Genomic DNA, 16,780 nt, shown 5'->3' on the forward strand with positions numbered 1-16,780 from the left:
CGGAGCGTAATCTCGCTCAGATCTTCGTGATCGCTGGCGGTTCGGTAGCGGCACGGAGTTTGTGGCGCTTACAACCTAGCAGCCATCGGTGAAATCTCGCATCTGATGAATAATTGGCCTCAGAAACTCTTGAGTTGAAATTGCATGACCGCACTGAAGACCACGCCGCAGGCGACCATACAGCAGATCCAGACCTTGCTCTCGGAAAGTTACGGATCGGGCTTCACGATCTTCAAGGAACTAATTCAGAACGCTGATGATGTAGGCGCTACTCGGCTTCTCTTGGCCGGGCACGACGGCTTCCCTGATGCTGACAACGTGCTGTTGCGTGCGCCTGGGATCTTTGTCGCCAATGATGGTCCGGTGAGTTCGAGCAACTGGGAGGGATTGCAACTGGCTGCCGGCGGCAGTAAGGGTGGTGACGGCCAGGCGGTCGGCCGCTTCGGTTTAGGCCAGAAGGCGCTTTACCACCTGTGCGATGCATATCCCGTGTTCGCCCGGATCGATGGCGGTCCTAAGCCGACCACGATGATCCTCAATCCGTATGAGGAAATCGCTGAGGCCGATCACGCCCGCGCATGGAAGTCGCTTTCGGCGAAGGATGAAATGCTGTTGGCTGATTGGGCCGATGGTCAGGGGATGGCGATGGGGCTCGTTCTCTACATCCCGTTGCGCACTGATACGCTGCGGCCCAGTTCTGACTCCCGGATTAGCCTGACCAGAGCGCAATGGAATCCTCGCGACGCATTGAAGGATATTGTAGATGGCGAGCAGCTCCACGCCACAATAAGTTGCCTGCGTCACCTCGTGCGGATCGACATCGAATGCCCGGGCGAAATTTCCTGGCGCGCCGAAGTTCAGCCGGGGGGCACGCGCCTCTCCGGCCCTGGCGATGACGCCCAGCGTCAGATGGAGGCAGCGTTTGGGGGGCGCTTCACTGTAAACGGGAAAGCGTGCGAGGTACATGGCGCCCAGCGCAGCCTCACCGATGGAACGGCTGTGACGCTGAGGCAAGAAGGTGACTGGCCCTCTGCTTGGACGTTGACCGGGCTGGACAAGGCGAAAGCCACGCCACATGGAGCGTCGATCATTTGCCGGCACCCGGTAGGTCCCGGCAAGTCCGCGCGACTACGCATATGGCAGGGTGTCTATCTGCCGCTCGGTGACCCGGCCAAGGACCGCAGTGTCGTACTTGGCGATCCCGCGCTGCTAGGAAATGAAAATGTCGACATCGTCGTCCACGGCGACTTCTTTGTGTCGAGCAATCGCGCGAGTATTCTTGTTAACGACGGTAACAGGGGGCAGGACGCGATCAAGCTCCGCTGGAACGAAGCCTTGCAGGCCGAAGCTTCGCTCCCGTGCGTGCTCGACGCTGTGGCTCAGGCGGTCCTCGGCATCAAAGCCAACAACGACCGCTATGAGCTGATTCGCGCTCTTGGTGAAAGTCGTTGGTGGCGGGAGAGGGCGAGAGCGATTTGCGGAGGTCGCGCGCTGGTGCGGAGACTCGATGGGAGCGATAGCAACTGGCGCATCGAGAAGGCGACGCAACTGCGCCCAATGCCTTCGTCCGAGGCAACTCGCCCGCGCCGCCTCACGGAGGCGTGGAAGGGCTTTCTTGATTGGTGCACAGCAAATGAGTTCGTGCTCGCGCAAGGCGTCACGCTCGGCGAAGCGCGCCCTGCGTGGGAGGATCGTGAGCTGGCCGAGTTGGTAGCCGGCTTCGCCCCAGCATCTCTATCGAGCAAGGATGCCGCCAATACATTGGTCGAAATTCTCGATTACAATGCCAGCACGGGCGGCGGCGAGATTGGTCCGTTGGCCCGGGCCGCAATGGCGAATGCGTTTCGCGCTGCCATGCGCAATGGCACGAAGTTGGCGCCGATGGCCCAGCTCAGGCGACTGACATTGCATCTGCCGCACGATCAGGTGCTCGTCCTCCCCAAGTCGGTGACCGATCCGGAGTTGCTCGCTCGCCTTGCAGAACTTCCAGACACATTGTGCATTCGCGCAGAATGGATAAGCGAGGAGCAGGCGAAGCAAACGCGTAGGCTTGCGCGTGACGAAGCAGTGTCGTTGCTGGCTGTGCTTGAATCGGTGACCCAGCGGCCGAGCCGCATCTTCGATCAGGCGCTCGCACTCATCGGACTTGTTCTGCAGAACGGCCTGACGCTTGCCGAACTGGCGCGCGACAGCAAGGCAGCATCGCTGAAGGTCATCCCCGTTGTGCGGGTTGATGATCGAGCAGACATCATGCTCTCCCCCGCGGAAGTCCTCGACCTCATGCGCGAGAAGCTGCTGTTCCACCATGGCCCGCAGTCGCAGCTTGAAAAGCTTGCCAGCGCGATTGTTGAGCCGGTGATCTACCACTTGCGGCAGAATATCGCGCTCCCCCCGCCGCCGGGCATGTCGTTGGCTTCGTCGAACACGGTATCCGACAAGGTCGCGGTGCTGGGAAAAGTTCTGCAATTCGGCCCGATTTCAGCGCGGGTCGAACTGTTCAAGGAATTGCGCGAACACATGCCGGCACCGCTGATGCGGCGGCTGATAACGGGCGAACCGGGCCTACGTGATCAGGTCACGTTGGCGCGGCTTGTCGGCTTGCCTGTGGCGCTGGGATCTCTCGTCCATAAATTGATGGCGGATGATGTCTCAATCCGTCTGCTTGACCCGGCCATCGCCGACAAGCTCGGCCACGAGGAGGCGCGCAAGACCGACATTGAGGATCTCGATCTGGCCTGGCTCGGTGAACAGCTGGTGCGCCGGCGCAGCTTCGTCGAGCCATTTAGCGAAAATCAGGCTGAAACTTTACTTACGTCGGGCCTCTCGAAAGAAGTCCTAATGCAATTGGCGTTGCACCGGGCGATGAATGAGGAGGGACTGCACCGTGCGGACACCCTGCTTCGAGGTGGGCTCAATGCCGTGCCCGTGACCATGCGAAGGCTCGTGCGGATTTTGGACCCTTGGCCTGATCCGCGCGCCTCTGCCGTGCAAAATGCCCTCATAGTCGGATGGAGTCCGCAGCGCCAGGTTAGGCTCGCGCTAGACAGTGCCGAACCGCATCGGTTCTGCTCGGAGATAGCCGAGGTGCTGGGCAGTATCGCGTCACTCGAGGATTCGATGGATGCGGATCTGCGTGATCGGGCTTGGTTGGCGGTGGATGGGCGCGGCCGTGCGCCGCGCGATGTGCTCGACCTGCCGACTTGCGCTGCCGATGCGTGGACCCAGGTGATGGCTGCACAGACCCCGGTCCTCCGCGAGCAATTGTCCCCCGACCTGCTTTCGGCGCTTGATCGCCATCGCCTCGTCGACGATCGAGCAACGGCTTTCCGCCGGGTGCTGCGCGACGCGGCCGAAAGCCGCCTGGCGGGGTTGATCGTGGATACGTTGAACTGGCGGGCGGATCTGACAAAGCTTGCGCACGCGCGCTGCGACCTGGCCGAAGGCGCTTGGCCGATCGTTGCTAGTACGCTCCGCAACTTTCCGGATGAGGAGGCGCTACGAGCGGTCATGGCCGGCATCCGCTTTGCCGCCCCCGATCTCGATGCCGTCGTCGACCAACTCAATGCGCTGGCCGGAATCGCCGGGCGCGATGGTCAGGTCGGTGAGGCCGCCCGCAGGTTGTGGCGCGCCGGTTTTGAGAAGCATGCCCCAGACCTGCGTACCGAAACCGATTTTCTGCCCGCCGATGTGCTGGTGGAAAGCGAGGCCGGTCGCTTTGCCCGTGCCGACGAACTGGCCCTCTCTGCCTCAGGTGTGGAACCGCGCGATCTGTTAGCGCGGCAATGGCGGTTCGATGTGCCTGCCGATCATTCGCCGGCCGCATTTGGCAAAGAGGTAGCGTGCCGGCCGATCGGGGACATGGTTGAGGCGCTGTTCAAGCCGTTCCAGCCCTTCCACGAACTGCACACTGCGGTGCTAATGGTTCTGGCCATGTTGGGGCGCGAAAAGGCCATTCGCCGGGTCGCTAGCCAATTCATGGGCAATCCCGGTTTCGACGACATATGTGCAGACCTTGATGACCGGTCGCGCCGACAACTGGGCTTGTACGATCCGCTGGCGGAGCACATGGCGCGCCTGCGCCTGATGGTAGTTCCGGTGCAGGACGGCCAGGCACTGACGCTGTCAGCCGCGGGCACGACCATGCTGGCTGCTGCCGAGCGGGAAGGCGCGCTGCTCTACGGCTGTTTGAAGACGGGCGATGGGGTCCATAGTTGGCAGCTGACAATGTCGCCGATCGAACCCCGGGATCTAACGCACGCCACAAATCTGCTGCGCGATGCGGTGAAAAAGCTCGTCGAACCGATCGGTATGCGGATGCAAAACCAGTCTAGCACGGTGCTGGCCCAGTTCGATGGCTACCTCGCCTCCGACCAAGCAACTCTTGACGAACTAATCGCCGACATCCGCGACGGCTTGGCCGAGCGGATCAAGAAGCTGACTCGCGGAACTTATCTCAAATCGGCATTGAGCCGCTACGACGACGACCGCAAACAGGGCCGCCACGAACAGGACGATACCGCTGCGCGGCAGCGCGCCAAGGACAATCTGTGGGCAGCGATCTCTCGCCCGGAGGCAGGCAAGGAATTGCTCGCGTCGGTCCGAGAGAAGATGTTGCGGCGCAACTACGCGCCATCGCGGACGCTATTCGAGCTCTTCCAGAACGCGGTCGATGCGGCCCGTCAGAAAGGCCAGCCTTCCGACGTTCGCGTCGAGGCTGAACGCGACGAAACGGGCGCGATTTGCCACCTTCGCTTCATCCACTGGGGGCGGCCGGTCAACGTGCCGGGCGGCCCGCTGACGCCTGCCCGCTATGCGCGCGATCTCGATAATATGCTCGATCTCGACTCATCTGAGAAGGAAGCCGATCACGGCAAGCACGGCCTTGGCTTCAAGACGACCCACATGTTGAGCGACAATGTGGGTGTCGCTAGCGGGCGGCTGCGCTTTCGCATCGAAGGTGGATTGATTCCTAAAAATTGGGAAGATGGCCGTGCTCTTCAGCAGTTGCATAACACCAAAGACGCGCAGGCGACGATCATCGATATGCCGATTTCCCCCGGTTTGGAGCATGCTGCAGCCGATGCGTGGAACTGCTTCGTTGAGGTCGCACCGTTCCTGCCCGTTACCGCGCCAGAAATCGGCGAAATCGTGATCAAGGACGGCGGCGAAACCCGTAGTGGCGAAGCCGCCGTCACTGAGGTCGCTCCAGGTATCGCTGCGGTTCAGTATGGCCACGATCAGCGCTCTTTGCGCCTTGATCTTGGCCGCCAGCATTATCTCTACATCAAGCTCATCGCGGGTACGCCAGTGCCGTTCGCCAAAGGGTGGAGCCGGCTGTGGAACCTTGCTCCGCTGGATGGCGAGACGGTGAACGCCGCGTGGTTGATTGACGGCCGGTTTGAGATGGACCAGGGGCGACGCGGGCTCCATGGTCAGGGAGAAGACAAACGCCGCGCTATGCGCGCGCTTGGGGCCCCGCTTGGTGATCGGCTAGTCGAATTTTTTCAGGGCTGGGACGAGATAGCGCCTATAGCTGGGCTGGCTGTCGATGGTCGCGACGATTTCTTCGCGCTCTTAATCGACCGCATGATCGATGACACGCATGACCAACTTGCCCTTGAACTGCATGGGCGAGTTGGGCAGTCTCTCCAAGTTGGCGCATTGCGCGGACTGGCTGCGCTCGTCGATGCATGTCCGGTGGTACCACTGTCCGGAGGCGGTCTGGTTTGCGCTGATGAGGTTGAGGGCGTCTATCGAAATACCCTAGCAGATCCCGCGACATTGCAGTGCGTTAGAGCTTGGGGCGATGAACTCGGTTTTCACAACCACGCGATAAACGCGGGGTGGGCCGCAAATCTAGAGGCACTCGGCTTCGACAAGGTGGCCGGGATCGATCTTGGCGTACTCGCAGAGCGGCTGTTCTCCGGTGGCGGTGTTGATCCGGTTCGTGCTGCGGCGTTCGGCACGGTGTTCAATTCGAGTGAACGCCAGAATTGGCATCCTGAGGAGCGCCAGCGGGCGGAACGCGCGTTGCGCGATGTTCTACTGCTGCCTGAGGACGGCAGCTATGTGCGTTCTAACCAGTTATTGTTCCCGCAAGACACACGCGAGACTCAGGAGGGCGAGACTGAGCGACAGCGCGCCGCCTTTGCGCCCGCCGCGGGCAGGCTTAACTCTGACTATACGGGCAATGCGGTGGAATTTGCTCACCTCGTGCGCGCGCTGGCGGGCTATTCTCAGACCATCGTACGCAAATATCTCGCAACCGCTAATCAGGACTCAGCTCGCCTTTTTGCGGCCCTCACCTATTTGGCCGATCGCCCCAGCGAGATTGGTGGGATCGAATGGCTCTCCACCGTCGCCGACCTTCAATCTTTGAAAGAATATCGTCAGCTTAGCCGCCAGCAGCAGCTTTCGATCGAGGCCCGACTCGTCAACAACAGCGAAAATCCTTCTTCTCCCCAATCGGCGTTCGATTTCGAGGATGATGTCGTACGCAGCGCCGAGGAAATCCTTCAAGACGTGGCCTCCTGGTGGGAGGAAAACCGCTTTGCCCTAGTTGCGCGGCATGATCGCCTCACATACGGCGAGCTCTGCGACCCGGCGGACCTCATCGATATGGATGACGTGGCCTGGTTCACGCTGCTCTCGCTCGGTTCGTTTCAGACGTTGGGCCGGATCACGCCTCAGCAGTCGCGTGGCTTCATTGAGCGCTGTGTAAATGAAGGGTGGTGGCGCGATCTCGCGACCATCGACGAAAGTGATCGCGAATTGAAGCCGTATGTCCAGCGATTGCTCGACTGGACAGAGATCGGCGCGGCAGACGACTATCTCATGTGGCGACGTTGCCTTGGCGATATGTGCATGATCGCGAGGCATCTTGAAACCTATCGTGAGATTTTTCTCAATCTACCACAGATGGTGCGCCAGCATGACGACAAACTGGCGCTCCGTGATTTGTTGCGTCCGTCCAGCAGCCACATCGTCGCCCGGATGGGGCTAGATGCCGCGCCGATCGCCCGGTCCCTCGGTATGGGGGCGAATTGGATCGTGCGTGAGCTGGCAAGGCGTGGCGTCTATGACGAGGATGACGCGGAAATCGTCCAACCCTTCGCGTGGAGCGCACGGCTCCGAATTCGCCATTTTGCCAGCGCGATCGGCCTCGGCGATTTCGAATCTGGCATTGATGAGGGGCGGGCCTTGCATGACGCCGTGCTTGAGGAAGTGGGGGTTGACATGCCCTTCGGGACAGACGGCGACTTGCCGCTAGAACTGCTCAATACCCGTGAACCCGGCCGCGGATGGTTGCCCGCCCGTACCCAAATTCTCAAGGGAACCTGGATCGCCCCTGATCTCGATGAGGTGACGGAAAATGCTTGATGCCGCCGATGCGCTAGCGCCCAATACCCCCGTTTCGCACCCGATTCACGGTACTGGACAAGTCATTGCCGATACCGGTGCCACGGTAGTGGTCCGTTTCGGCGCGGAGATCCAACAGGTCCTGCGTTCCGAACTCGCTCTTGCCCGCTCGCTCGAACTTGCGTTGGGCGCCGGCCAGCTCGATGATAGCGCCGATGGCCTGCTGCGTGCCAGCGCGCTCGCGATCCGTTCGGTCAACGACCAGTGGGGTGTGTTCTCGCGCTCGCGCGTGCAGCTACTTCCACACCAGCTCTGGGTCTGTCACAAGGTCAACCGCCAGTGGCCGTTCCGCTGGTTGGTCGCCGACGATGTGGGCCTCGGCAAGACAATCGAGGCGGGCCTGGTCCTCATGCCACTGGTGGCACGCGCGCAGGTGCGCCGCTTACTGATACTCGCGCCCGCCAAATTGGTGCCGCAGTGGCAGGCGCGACTGCGCCAGATGTTCGATCTCCGCCTGCAGATGTACGACCGTGAGGTCGACAAACCCACTGCCGATTTCTGGGGAACGGCGCAGATGGTCGTTGCCTCAGTTCATACACTTAGGCGCGAGGTCGCTGAGGGTCGCGCTCAGGCCAGTCGATTCCTGGATGCCGAGCCGTGGGACGCGGTGGTTGTCGATGAAGCGCATCACCTTCATGCCGACGAGAGAACAGGGGAGACGCTTTCGCTTGAGTTGTTGAAGGAGATGGAGAGGCGACAGAAAATCCGGTCGCTGCTGCTGTTCACCGGGACGCCTCACCGCGGGAAGGATCATGGTTTCTTCTCTCTGCTGAGCCTGCTTGATGCCGAACGGTTCGGGCCGGACAAAGACGTCGATGAACAGCTCGCCGCGTTGCCCGACTTCATGATCCGCAACAACAAGGCTACGGTCACCGATCTTAAGGGCAAACGCCTGTTCACGCCGGTCACAGTCGAGACGCGCGATTATGCCTTCTCCGGAGCCGAGGCCGCGTTCTACGAAACACTAAGCGCCTTCATCATCGACGGCCGCGCCTATGCTTCTACACTCGATGGAAGAGCGCAGTCTGCCAGGATGCTGCTCCTGATTGCACTGCAGAAGCTCGCCGCATCCTCGATTGCGGCTATCCGTAGCGCGCTGATCAAGCGCCGAGCAAAACTGGCGGCCGTGGCCGAGAATGCGAGAGTGGCACTCAGCATTCCCGAGGAGGCCGAAACGCTCGACGAGCAGGCGGTCCAGGTAGAGAACACCTTGGCGCAGATGCTGGTAGAGCTGATGGACGGCGAGGTCGCGCGTCTCGATGAACTGCTGGAACTCGCCGAGCCGATCGTGCGCGAGCAGAAGATCGAGCGACTTGTCGGCCTGATCGACAAGGATTTGCCGGAAAATGAACCGGTCCTGCTGTTCACTGAATATAAGGCGACGCAGGCGATGGTCGTCGATGCGCTTCACGCTCGCTTCGGGCATGGATGCTGCGCCTTCATCAACGGTGACGGACGGCTCGACGACCTTTCGCTCGCGAATGGCAGCCGCGGCCCGCGTAGTTGGACTCGGGAGGCAGCGGCCGACGCATTCAACGGTGGGAAGGTGCGCTTCCTCGTGTCGACGGAGGCTGCAGGGGAAGGCATCGACCTTCAGGAACGCTGCGCCACGCTGGTTCATGTGGACATGCCATGGAACCCGATGCGGCTGCACCAGCGGGTTGGCCGTCTGTCGCGTTATGGTCAGAAGCGGCCAGTCGAAGTTTTCATCCTGCGAAATCCAGACACCGTCGAGGCGCGGATCTGGGATCTTCTCAATGCCAAGCTGGAGCGCATACAGGCCGCGCTCGACGTCGCGATGGATGAGCGCGAGGACATCAGCCAGCTGGTTGTAGGCATGAGCGGTCCGGCGACGATCGAAGCGATCTTTGCCGATGGGCAGACGCGCGGGAGAGAAGGGCTGACTCAATGGTTCGACCAGCGTTCCGCCACGATCGGTGGGCGCGACGTCGTAGAGAGCGTTCGGAATATGCTTGGCAGCGTCAGCCGCTTCGATTTCGCGCAAGTCGGGCGTAATCTGCCCCAAGTTGATCTGCCAGATCTCGAACGCTTTTTGAAACTTGAGCTGGAACGTCAGGGGCGCCGCGCCATGAGCCGCGCTGACGGATTAGAGGTGAACTCGCCCGATGCCTGGAGCAAGTCCGACTACGCTATCAGTAAGAAGTACTCGGGCCTCGTGTTCGATCGCAACGCCCCGATCGACTCAAAGCAGGCTCCGACCAGATTGGTAGGCGTCGGCCATGCACTGTTCGACCGCGCTCTGCTGGAAAGTGAGAGGCGCGACGTGTTTCTCGCAACGTGCAACAGGCTTGATTCTCCGCTGCTTGTTGCCACGATTAGCGATGAAGTCACTGGCCAAGGCCAAACGGTCAGCCGTGTTGTGATCGGGGCGTGGCAGGATCCTGAGGGCGAGGTGCACATCCTTCGCGACTGGGAACTGCTACAGCGGTTGAACCGTCTTGGCCGATCGGATGCTGCGACAACCTCCCTGCAAAACGGAGGCGCGGCTCTGGCAACGCTCACCAAGGCCTTGCTGGCGCACGCCTATGAGGCAGCGCCAGGCATCGCAGAAGGCATGACCCGTCCGACCGTAAGAGGCGAAGTGTTGCTTGTCCCTGAGGAGATGGCAGTTTGAGCGAACGCACCTTTTCTCAACCGCTCCGTGAGTGCGCACGTGTCGGAAAGTGCCTCCTGTGAGAACGAAAAGAGCCAGCCAGCAGAATCGCAGCCTTCCCGACCGGAGATTTCATCAACGGCCACTCCGTTTGGCCAGCGGGCATCTTGAGTCCGAACATCAGAGCATGTCCGGATGCAAAATCAGCGGGCTATCCACTGATCACCGATAGTTCGCTACGACCACGGGCGACGGGCGTCACCTCAATCTTCACGGGGATCCGTTCTTTGATCTCTTCGACATGGCTGATGACGCCTACTCGGCGCCCGGTCGCGTGAAGATGCTCCAAGACAGACAGGGCTTGGCCGAGGCTGGCGCCGTCCAGTGCGCCAAATCCTTCATCGATGAACAGGCTTTCTATCTTGAGGCCGCGGCCAGTCGACATTTCGGCAAGGCCGAGTGCCAAGGCAAGACTAATCAGGAAACGCTCGCCGCCTGAAAGATTGTGCACCCCACGGATTTCGCCAGCCATGTCATGGTCGATCACTTGGATAAGCATGTCGCCGCTGGGCGCGCGCTGGAGTTCATAACGGGGCTTGAGATCCGCCAGCCTCGAATTTGCGTGCGCTAGCAGTCGGTCAAGCGTTAGCCCTTGGGCGAAGCGCCGGAACCGAGCACCCGTCGCATCGCCGATGAGTTCATCAAGGGCGAGCCACACCCGCGCCGCTGCCCGCTCGCGTTCCAGGTCGGCACGCAGCTTCGTAGTCTGCGTCCGTACCTCATCATCCCGGCGGAGGACAAACTGAACATCTTGGAACGCCTTCTGGGCCGCCTCGTCCGCGCGCTTGGCTTCGCCGACCGCTTGAGCAAGGGCGTCGCCGGAGAGGGAAGGAGGGTCAGTCTGATCGTGGCGGGTCAGATCCTGCTGCCGTTGAATCAGTAGGGCAGCGGCATGCTCCGCAGCCTTGTCGATGTTGGCAAGAGCCTCAACCTCCTGATCGATCGCCTCCTGTCCCGCTTGAGCTGCGTCGGCGACGACGTCTTCTTCGATCGCCAACTCAGTAAGGCGTGCGTGAAATCGACCTTGGCGATCCAGATGGTCCTTGATCCTGCGCTCTGCTTCTTGGTCCGCGGACTCTTTGTGAGCGGTTGCGGCCGCCTGCTGCTCTCGCGCCTTGCTGGCCTCTACTTGGGCAACTTCCAAAGCGCGGCGGCTCTGCGATAGGGCCGCTTCGTTGCGGGCGACGACGATATCCACCGTGTCGCCGTCAAGCAGGCTTTTCCGAGTGTCTGTTTGCCGAAGCTGATCTTCCTCCCACCCCTTCGCTTGAGACTCGATTTCGTCGAACCGGGCGGCGGCTGTGGCGGTCTCTGTACGCGCGTCAGCAACGGATTTCTCCAGCCCCGGAATTGCGGCGAGAAGCCGTGAATGTTCCGCAGAGTGGGCACGCCAAGCCTTGGCAGATTCATCGAGCCAGGCTGCTGGGTCAGGCAACTGTCGCCAGTCTGCGCTGCCCCCGACCCTTGCGTCGATCGATCGCGCGAGCCGATCTCGTGTTTCTTTAGCGTGCGATCGGCGCTCCGCTATGCCGCTCGATTGCTGTTCGATATCGCGCACTGTCTGAGCGGCGAGACTGGAGGCTGCGCGGCATTTCTCCCACTCGTTTCGAGCCTTTTCATCGGCGACCTGCGTGATCGTGACTGCGGTCCTCGCCTCCGTCATCGAAGCGCGCTGCTTGTCCAGCGCGGCGTGTTCGCTTTGCAGAGTAGCTTCGAAGTCCGGCCCGGCCGGATCAAGGCCCACCGAGCCGCATTTTTCTGACAGGATGGCAAAGGCAGATTGGGCATTATTGCTGGCCGCCGCCAATGCGGCGGTCTGACTTTCTATTTCGTGGTCCAGTCGGAGGATTGACTGGTCAGTAGCCTGAATCCCTGTGGCCAGAACGGCCTCTTCAGCGGTCTTTGAAGACAGTGAGGCGTCCAGCTGGGCGATGCGCTCCCGCTGCTCCCGAAGCTGTAGCCCCAAGAGCGAGTCGATTGCACTCAATGCGTGTTCGGTCGCCCCGCAAACCGGGCAGGCCTGTCCATCCTCAAGCGTGGCGCGAAGTTGCATTGCCGCTTCGCCCGAGGCCGTTTCGGCTAACTCGCTCGCACGCCGTGCCTCCTGCAATTGCGCTCGCAGAATAGGAAGGGAGGAGCTGACCTGGGAATGCCGGACGACCAGATCTTTGCGTTCGGCCTTAGCGTCATCGAGATTGCTGCGTAGACGGACCAGGAGATCACGGGATGTTTCTACCTGAGCTTCTTGATGCTTCCAGTCTACCAGGAGAGGGGAAAGACCTCCCAGGCGATCCCGTTTTTCAATGATCGCTGAGAAGGCGGCATCGGATGGTGCTGAAGCCTTAGCCTCGTCCAAAATGTTGCGAGCCCATGTGGCAGCTGCGGCGGTTCCCTCTTCCGCTGCCTTCGCGGCTTCCCATGTGGCGTTGGCCTCTATTTTGGAGGCCTCTGCTTCCTTTGCGCTCTCTGAAAGCTCGGACAGCTTTATATCGACGGCTGCGATCTCGACGAGCTCTGCAGAGAGTTCCTGCTGCTGTGCAGCCAACGTGGCAAGCTCGGCGTTCGCCGCAAGCCACGACGCCTGAGCGTCACGAGTTTCTGTAGCCTCAGCCAACAAGGTGTTAGCGGCCTGCTCAAGCTGCCGACATCTGGACAGGGCTTGCGCGCGCGCAGCGCGAACGTCTGCTATGCCATCAAGCGATGCGCTTGTTTCGGAAAGCTTCCGGTCGATCGCACGGGCTTCTTCGATCTCAGAAGATTGAGCGGCGACCCGTTCAGTTTCGAGCCGGAGCTGAGCTGCTGCGTGCTTTTCTTCAGCTGCCGTCTGCGTCGCGCGATCGTTCGCTTGCTCCAATTCACTTTGCCGCACTACAACAGTTTGGCGCGCTTCCTGCGCCAGGATGGCCGCATCCTGGACGGCGGTCCAGTCTCCTGCGAGGGCGAACGCGGCTTTACGCAGGCGCAGGGCCTCATGCCGAGGGGCGGCTTCTTCGCGGGCTGCGCTTGCGGTCGACGCGGCTAGCTCACATTCTGCCACCTTGTTGGCCAAGGCCGCACGATCGGTCTCCCAGCGAACAGCGTTGGAGAGTTCTCCAAGGGTAGCGGCGGTTCGATCCGCGACCGCCTTCGCCTCACTTTGCCGTTCTTCGGCAATCCGACGGGCTTCGTCGTCGAGGCCGTTCTGCGCCTCAATGCGGTCAAGGATTGCCTGCTGCTGGGCCCGGAGCGTCGTAGCCTTTTCATGAGCTGCGCGGCCAAGACTCGCATAAATATGCGACCCCGTCAGCCGTTCGAGTAGCTGGGCTCGCTCGTTATCGTCAGCTTTGATGAAGGCCTCGAAATCGCCCTGTGCCAGGAGGACGGCCCGACGAAACTGCTCAGCTGACAAACCGACGAGACGGTGAATCTCCGCCAGCGTTTCAGTTTTGGTCCCGCCAAGGATCTCGCCGTCAGCAAGGCGCGTGAGGTTGTGCCGGGTGGCCTGCATGCGGCCATCGGTCTTCTGACGAGCGCGCTGCACGGTCCACCGGGCGCGGTAGCGCTCTCCGTCTCGCCCAACAAAGTCGAGCTCGGCGAAACCCTCGCCGGAGCCATGCCGAAGGATGGCCCTTGGGTCTCCGGCCGACAGCTCGTCACCTTGGGCAGTTTCGAACTTGGCTCGTGCCGGTGCTGCGCCGAGACGTGGTACCGAATCGAACAATGCCAGGCACATGGCGTCGAGCAGGGTAGATTTCCCTGCACCGGTCGGACCGGTGATCGCAAAGATGCCGGCGTCGCTCAGTGGCTCAGCTTCGAAATCAACTTCAAAATCGCCGTTCAGGCTGGCGAGATTACGGCCGCGGATTGCCAGGACACGCATTAGGCGTCCTCCCTCGATGTTTGTGTCTCGATGAGAAGGGTTTGAAACGCTTGCTTTAAATCGTCCGGCGGTTCGCTGCCGTGAGCCCGCTCGAACAGCTCTGCGAACACGGCATCAGGAAGCAGTTCGGCTAGCTCTACATCGCGCTCAGCGATGGCTTGGTTGGTGGCCTCACGAGCCGAGACCCGTGCAATGCGCGTCAGCCGCACAGCCTTCCCATCGAGTGCCGTCATGATCCGAGCTTGTAGGTTGGGTTCAGGGCCATCAACGAGGACTGAAACCTCCACAAATGGATGCAGCCCGCGAGGAAGATCGTGATCGTGGTCCAGTCCCTGAATTGCGACCTCCACCTCGCTGATCGGCTTTGGGCCGTCAGCCGGGATCGTCAGAAAGGGGACGATTCGGGGAATTTCTTCCTCTCGGACGGTCGCGCCGCCCGGAGCAAGGTCGACTATGCTGACTGAATGTCGGTAGAGCCTTTCCGTTGCGGACAAGGGGAATGGCGAACCCGCATAGCGGATCAGAGTATCGCCCTTGATCGTCTGAGGGCGATGAAGATGGCCAAGCGCAACATAAGCTGCTCGGTCGTCAAAAAGGGCTGTGGCCTGGGCTTCCTCACCCCCTACGGTGATTCGACGTTCTGAATGTTCAGAGATGTCCCCTTCCGCGACGTGAAGGTGGCCGGTCACTATGAGAGGCAGCCCGTCTGCTCGTGCAGCGCCCGCCGTCAGAACATTGGCGTACAACTCTGGGAGCCCGCCAGCGCCAATATCTCCAGGCCGGCAGTAGGGAACGGCTGCCAAGCATGCTGCGGGCTTACCCGTCCGATCGGTGAGCGGGATCAGCAATCGATCCGGGTCTGCTATGCCGTTTGTGCGCGGCAGGGAGCCCACAAGGTGGATGCGTCCTGGTCCGAGAAGTGCGGCGGGTAGATTGATCCTCGCGGCGCTGTCATGGTTCCCGCCAATGATGACGATCTGCAGATCGGGGCAGCGCGTCGTGGCATCCCGTAGGAAGGCATAAAGCCGTGCCATGGCTGACACCGGCGGGTTCGCCACATCGTAAATGTCGCCCGTGACGAGCAGCAGATCCGCTTCTTCGGCCACGAGGCGATCAAGGAGCCAGGAGAGAAAAGCCTCATGCTCTGCCTCTCGTTCATGGCTGAACAGCTCATGCCCGATATGCCAGTCAGAACTATGGATCAGCCGGAAGGCGGGTATCGATTCGGTCATGGGTTCAGTTTCGCAAAATTGGCGACAGAAATGGACGTAACTCGATCGCGGAAGATCTGGCCGGTGCTGCCTTAGCAGCCATCCCCGTGCTGGCAGAGGTGTTTGGCAAGGACGATCATGGCTTCTGTGTCTCGCCCGCAATAAGCTCGTAGCGCCGTACCGAGCGCCGCTCGGCGATCTTCTGTCGTTGCGGGGGAAATGGCCTCCAGATAGGCGGCCTGGGCGTTCCCGCCGTCTTTGACCTCAAGCTCTGAATAATCAAGATCTGGGGCCACTGTGGGCAGAACGGCTTTGATCGACCAACTGCCGCGCTGGTCACGGTGATACCAGTTGGCGCGCGTGACCGGCAAAAGGTCAACGACCCGCTCAATGATCGAATTGAGATCGTCCGCCAGATCGGGAAAAAAGTCAGCAAGTTCGCGGAGGCGCCCCTTTTCAAAGCTAGCGTTGTAAGCGACTACCGCGCCCGACTTAGGGATCATCGTCACCAGCGCGTCGGCACAGGCCCTGCGTGGGTCCGCCCCGTCCAGGCTGAGGAATTCATGGTGCTGAAGGCCTCCATCCTCCGCTTCCACATGAGCGGAAAACTGGAACGGCACCTGTTGATAGGGGCGGGTACCCACCCAGCGAGGAATAGCAAAAGCGATCGTCTCAAAGTCCAACCACGTTCGGGGGAAGGCCCAATCCGCCATGGCGGATCTGGCCCCTTCCACGTTGTGATCGGGTTCGCCGGTAAGGGTGGCTTGAAACACCCGTTGATGGGTCGGATTGGTCAGCGCCGCAGGGTCGACCTCGAGAAGATCCTCGACCCCGCGCTTTAGCCACTGATTGCCGCCCCCGTATGGAAGTACGGTAACAGGCCATTCCGGGCCGGGAGGAAGCGCTGCTTCGCAATATGTGGCGAAATTGCACGGGAGCCCGTTACAATGTGGGCCAGGAAGGATGCTGGGTTCGATGCCAGTGAGCGTTTCGCGTGCAGCTGCCACTACTGCGGCTCGCGTTTCGACGCGATCCTCGATGTTTGAAGTCAGGTCGCTGTCGAAAAACAGACCCTCGAGCGAACCTTCATTTTTGAGGACGAAGTCGGAGTCCAGATGGCGGATCGCTGCGCTGCCGATTTGCACGCCGGCTTGGCGGGCGACCCAGACCTGTGTGGCTAGGTCATTGACGTGATAGTCCTTGGGCTTCGTCGAACTTTTTACCTCGGCCATGTGCCAGCCACCGAGGCCATTTGGCTCGAGAATATCGACGCGCACCAGAACGCCATCATGCTGAAAGGTGGCCTCGAATATCGGATCCTCGTGACCGTTTTCCAGCAAAGCCTTTGTCGTCGCCAACGCAGCGGACAGATCGGGTTCAGCCTCCACCATGACACCGCCCGGCAAAAGCGAGCAGGCAGCCGCGCCAACCTCGTGCCCGGCAGCAAATCGCGCTTCTGCACCTTCATCATCTTCCGCGAGTTCAGGGCGATGAACCGATAGCCATAGCCGCTTCGGGCATTGCTCGAAGTAGGTGATCCTCGATTTGGAAAGACCATGCGGGCGCGGTGAGACGCTCATGCTGCCACCCTCATGATGAGGTTGAGGAGGGGGCTGA

The 16,780-nt window shown here is 60.9% G+C and carries 5 protein-coding genes; 2 read left to right on the forward strand and 3 right to left on the reverse strand.

The window, feature by feature from the left end; translation table 11 throughout:
* Window positions 1-144 precede the first annotated feature (144 nt).
* Both NUH86_RS15355 and NUH86_RS15360 read left to right on the forward strand, forming a co-directional pair.
* Window positions 145-7,380 (forward strand): sacsin N-terminal ATP-binding-like domain-containing protein, encoded by a 7,236-nt coding sequence (locus tag NUH86_RS15355; RefSeq protein ID WP_267250297.1) that lies wholly within the window; start codon window positions 145-147, stop codon window positions 7,378-7,380.
* Window positions 7,373-10,054: a DEAD/DEAH box helicase gene (locus NUH86_RS15360; RefSeq protein WP_267250298.1), complete on the forward strand. Its 2,682-nt coding sequence runs from the start codon at window positions 7,373-7,375 to the stop codon at window positions 10,052-10,054. Before NUH86_RS15355 ends, NUH86_RS15360 begins: the two co-directional genes overlap by 8 nt.
* 190 nt (window positions 10,055-10,244) lie before the next feature.
* Here the strand turns inward: NUH86_RS15360 and NUH86_RS15365 are convergent, their stop codons facing one another.
* The 3 genes from NUH86_RS15365 to NUH86_RS15375 all read right to left on the reverse strand — a co-directional run bounded on the left by NUH86_RS15365 (window position 10,245) and on the right by NUH86_RS15375 (window position 16,743).
* Window positions 10,245-13,952 (reverse strand): AAA family ATPase, encoded by a 3,708-nt coding sequence (locus NUH86_RS15365; RefSeq protein WP_267250299.1) that lies wholly within the window; start codon window positions 13,950-13,952, stop codon window positions 10,245-10,247.
* Window positions 13,952-15,184 carry an exonuclease SbcCD subunit D gene (locus NUH86_RS15370; RefSeq protein WP_267250300.1) on the reverse strand — a complete coding sequence of 411 codons (1,233 nt, stop codon included), beginning with the start codon at window positions 15,182-15,184 and terminating at the stop codon, window positions 13,952-13,954. The genes NUH86_RS15365 and NUH86_RS15370 overlap by 1 nt, the downstream gene beginning before the upstream one ends.
* A 71-nt stretch (window positions 15,185-15,255) precedes the next feature.
* On the reverse strand, window positions 15,256-16,743 hold the full coding sequence (locus tag NUH86_RS15375; protein WP_267250301.1) for a DUF2779 domain-containing protein: 1,488 nt from the start codon (window positions 16,741-16,743) through the stop codon (window positions 15,256-15,258).
* Window positions 16,744-16,780: the final 37 nt, after the last annotated feature.

It is taken from the genome of Sphingobium sp. JS3065 (assembly GCF_026427355.1).
Classification (GTDB): domain Bacteria; phylum Pseudomonadota; class Alphaproteobacteria; order Sphingomonadales; family Sphingomonadaceae; genus Sphingobium.

Bases quoted from the DNA above. Each gene is read 5' to 3' on its own strand.
- NUH86_RS15355 (WP_267250297.1), top strand. From the start codon at position 145: ATGACCGCACTGAAGACCACGCCGCAGGCGACCATACAGCAGATCCAG.
- NUH86_RS15360 (WP_267250298.1), top strand. From the start codon at position 7,373: ATGCTTGATGCCGCCGATGCGCTAGCGCCCAATACCCCCGTTTCGCAC.
- NUH86_RS15365 (WP_267250299.1), bottom strand. From the start codon at position 13,952: ATGCGTGTCCTGGCAATCCGCGGCCGTAATCTCGCCAGCCTGAACGGC.
- NUH86_RS15370 (WP_267250300.1), bottom strand. From the start codon at position 15,184: ATGACCGAATCGATACCCGCCTTCCGGCTGATCCATAGTTCTGACTGG.
- NUH86_RS15375 (WP_267250301.1), bottom strand. From the start codon at position 16,743: ATGAGCGTCTCACCGCGCCCGCATGGTCTTTCCAAATCGAGGATCACC.